This is a genomic window from uncultured Paenalcaligenes sp. (assembly GCF_947630565.1).
Classification (GTDB): domain Bacteria; phylum Pseudomonadota; class Gammaproteobacteria; order Burkholderiales; family Burkholderiaceae_B; genus Paenalcaligenes; species Paenalcaligenes faecalis.
This window is the reverse complement of record NZ_CANRIC010000085.1, coordinates 1-3218: the sequence shown is the minus strand read 5'-3', so window position 1 is coordinate 3218 and position 3218 is coordinate 1. Positions and strand designations below refer to the sequence as shown.

3 protein-coding genes and 1 tRNA gene are annotated in these 3218 nt (G+C 48.6%); 3 read left to right on the top strand and 1 reads right to left on the bottom strand.

The window, feature by feature from the left end; all coding sequences use genetic code 11:
• Positions 1 to 43: 43 nt before the first annotated feature.
• Positions 44 to 120: transfer RNA gene (locus tag Q0Z62_RS10685), tRNA-Met, on the bottom strand.
• 64 nt (positions 121 to 184) lie between these two features.
• Here Q0Z62_RS10685 and scpB point away from each other — a divergent pair.
• The 3 genes from scpB (at position 185) to rimP (ending at position 3168) form a co-directional block, all read left to right on the top strand.
• Positions 185 to 799 (top strand): SMC-Scp complex subunit ScpB, encoded by a 615-nt coding sequence (gene scpB / locus Q0Z62_RS10680; protein ID WP_269900149.1) that lies wholly within the window; start codon positions 185 to 187, stop codon positions 797 to 799.
• 23 nt (positions 800 to 822) lie between these two features.
• A complete protein-coding gene (locus Q0Z62_RS10675; protein ID WP_298054449.1) occupies positions 823 to 2409 on the top strand; it encodes a pseudouridine synthase in 1587 nt (528 codons plus the stop codon).
• Positions 2410 to 2676: 267 nt separating this feature from the next.
• Positions 2677 to 3168, top strand: coding sequence for a ribosome maturation factor RimP (rimP, locus tag Q0Z62_RS10670; protein ID WP_269900147.1), 492 nt, complete (start codon positions 2677 to 2679; stop codon positions 3166 to 3168).
• Positions 3169 to 3218 lie beyond the last annotated feature (50 nt).

The following is a 3218-nucleotide window of genomic DNA, read 5'->3' as shown; positions in this document are numbered from 1 at the left end:
AAAAAAAGCCCCGAACAAATAAATGTTCGAGGCTTTTAGAATTTGGTTGCGGGAGCTGGATTTGAACCAACGACCTTCGGGTTATGAGCCCGACGAGCTACCATGCTGCTCCATCCCGCGTCAGAAGAGTTATAATAGGTGATCTAAATAAAAATAGCAAGCCCTACTTGGATTATTAGCAAAAATGACAGAAAATGAGATACAGCGCATCGTAGAAGTATTATTATTATGTGCAGATCAACCACTATCTATACAACAAATGCGAAAAGCATTTGACCCGTTTGATCTAACTGCGGATACAATAAAGCATCATCTCATTATTCTTGCGCAAAATTGGCAAGATAAAGGCTTAGAGCTTGTGCAGGTGGCCGGTGGTTGGCGCTTCCAAAGTCGCGCTGATGTACAGCCGTATTTATTACGCTTACAAAATGATCGACCTGTTCGCTACTCTCGCGCTACATTAGAAACCTTGGCTATTATTGCCTGGCGTCAGCCCGTAACACGCGGCGACATAGAAGACATACGCGGTGTAAGCGTTTCTACCCAAATTATTCGTACCCTAGAGGATAGAGGCTGGATTGAGGTCTTAGGCTACAGAGATGCGCCTGGTCGTCCTGCTTTATTTGGAACCACTAAACAGTTTTTAGATGATCTCGGATTGCGCTCCATTCAGGACTTACCTGCTGTGGACTCGCCGCAAGATATAGAAATTTTTCAGCAATCACTCTCTGATTCGCAAAAATCGAATACTGAACATGCTCCCCCTTCTATGGGTGTGGAGACAGCGAAAAAAATGTAAAACAGAAGGAGTTTCTTAGTCCCATGACTGACACAAAACAGCCAGCCCCTGACGCACAGTCGGCGGCTACGTCCTCTGCTCCTAAAAGCAAAGGACGTAAATTACGCACTCCCTTCAGACGTCGCCGTGGGGATGCCGTACAAGAACACAAACCCCGCCGAGCCCAAGGTCAAGCGTCTTTCAAACCGGTGGCCGAACAAGAACAACAAGCCTCACCACAAGAGCAGTCTCAGCCCGTTCAGCGAAAAAGACCTCCGCAGCGTCAACAGCCACGTCATAGTTCAACCACAGGGCCGCATGCACGCCGTGCTCATAAAAACGCACGCCCTCGTCCTGAGCGCCAACAAGATGATAGTGATCTTGGCTTATCCTTTTTGGAAAATGCAGAGCAAACGGCACAGCGTTTAGGTCGTTTTTTAAACTCAGATGCCGTGCAGCCTAAACTACATAAGGTGTTGGCCGATGCTGGGGTGGGCTCGCGTCGTGAAATGGAAGAACTCATTATTTCTGGGCGTGTGTCCGTCAATAGTGAGCCTGCTTATATTGGTCAGCGTGTGGGTGCTGAGGATGTGGTGCGGGTCAATGGGCGGATTATTAAGCGCCCAGATGCAGACCGCCCACCGCGTATTATTCTTTACCACAAGCCCGCTGGGGAAATTGTGAGTCATGATGACCCAGGTGGTCGTGAAACCGTGTTTTCACGTTTGCCGAAAATTAAGATGGGTAAGTGGCTGTCAGTAGGGCGCTTGGATTTAAATACGGAAGGGCTGCTGATTTTTACTAACTCAGGTGATTTGGCTCATCGTTTTATGCATCCTCGTTATGGCGCTGAGCGCGAGTATGCGGTACGAGTATTAGGCGAACTAACTCCTGAGCAAATGAAGCAACTGACTAAAGGGATTGAGCTAGAAGATGGTATGGCTCAATTTGGGTCGCTAGAGTTTGTAGGTGGCGAAGGGAGCAATCGCTGGTATCGTGTGACCATTCAAGAGGGGCGTAACCGAGAGGTTCGTCGTATGTTTGAAGCTATTGGTCTAACGGTTAGTCGTTTGATTCGTACTCGCTTTGGCGAAGTGGTGCTGCCATCGAATTTGCGTCGTGGTCGCTGGGAAGAGCTTTCTCCAGAGATGGCAACAGCTTTAATGGTTCGTTTGGGCTTGTTGCGTCCTGATGGCTCGGTGTCGCAGACAGCGCAGCGTGGTAGACGCTCTCAGCAGCCTTTAACGCATGATAGCGCCATGCCTCCTGGTTATAGAGCCTCAGAGCAACCCGCTCGTCGCCAGTCAGTAGGACGTGGTTCAATGGGGCAGTCTGCTTTACTAGGCGAGCCTTCCAGAACAGGATTATTGATTAGTGGTGGCTTGGCAAATGGTCATCCGAATGCGGGTCGAGAGCAGAATCAACGCTCTGCGCCTCGTGGCCCTCGCCGAGGTGCTGCGGCAGGATCTTCCCCTGCAGGTGGGGCCGACAGACGTACTCCAGGTGGTGCACGTAAACAGGCGAGTAAAAATGCGAGTCGTCCTAGCGGCAATCGTCGTCGGGATGATTGGCAGCCAGGTGCTGGCGCTCATGAGTCTAAACTGGCTCGTGTTGGACGGCGTAGTAGTTAATACGCCACATATTTTATTTGATAGGGTGGGGTTTAGTGCTTCATCCGCTTGCCCATTGCTTTGTGCGTTAAGCTACTAGAACTTACAGGTTTTTTTTTGAAAATCTGTTAGAATATAGGGCTTAACACAATAGCTGCTCTTTGAATTTGGTTGTAGGGCTTATTGATAAGCTCATAGAGCATCGTTTAGCAATAAACTGATTAACTGCATTTATGTGGTTGGTACAGTAGCAGTGGGCTGGCATACAGCCCATTTTTTTTGGATTTTATGACAGATATTTTCGCACTAACTCAGGAAAGTCTATTAGGGACGGACATCGAATTGGTCGATGTGGAGCGCGCCCCAAAGGGCTTGTTGCGTGTTGTTATTGATCACCCTGGTGGTATTACGATTGACCACTGCGAAGAGGTATCTAAACAACTCTCACGCGTTTTCGAGGTTGAAAACGTAGATTATGATCGTCTCGAAGTCACCTCTCCCGGTGTAGATCGTCCGCTTAAACGAGTGGCTGATTTCGTACGTTTCTCAGGTGCGCGCATTGAACTGCGTTTGTTTGAACCCGTGGACAACCAAAAGGTATTCCGTGGTCTTCTTTATGCACCAGAGGGCATGGAGCCCTCCGAGGCAACGGTAGATACTGAATTCGTGTTAGAGCTAGAACAGTCATCGGGACAGGTACGGGATTTAACATTCAGTTTTGATGATATAGACCGAGCCAAATTAGATCCCATACTTGATTTCAAGGGTAGAAAGCGATGAGTCGCGAAATTCTTTTGCTAGTCGATGCACTGGCGCGTGAAAAAGGCGTA

Coding starts and splice junctions, on each gene's coding strand:
- scpB (WP_269900149.1), top strand. CDS start 185: ATGACAGAAAATGAGATACAGCGCATCGTAGAAGTATTATTATTATGT.
- Q0Z62_RS10675 (WP_298054449.1), top strand. CDS start 823: ATGACTGACACAAAACAGCCAGCCCCTGACGCACAGTCGGCGGCTACG.
- rimP (WP_269900147.1), top strand. CDS start 2,677: ATGACAGATATTTTCGCACTAACTCAGGAAAGTCTATTAGGGACGGAC.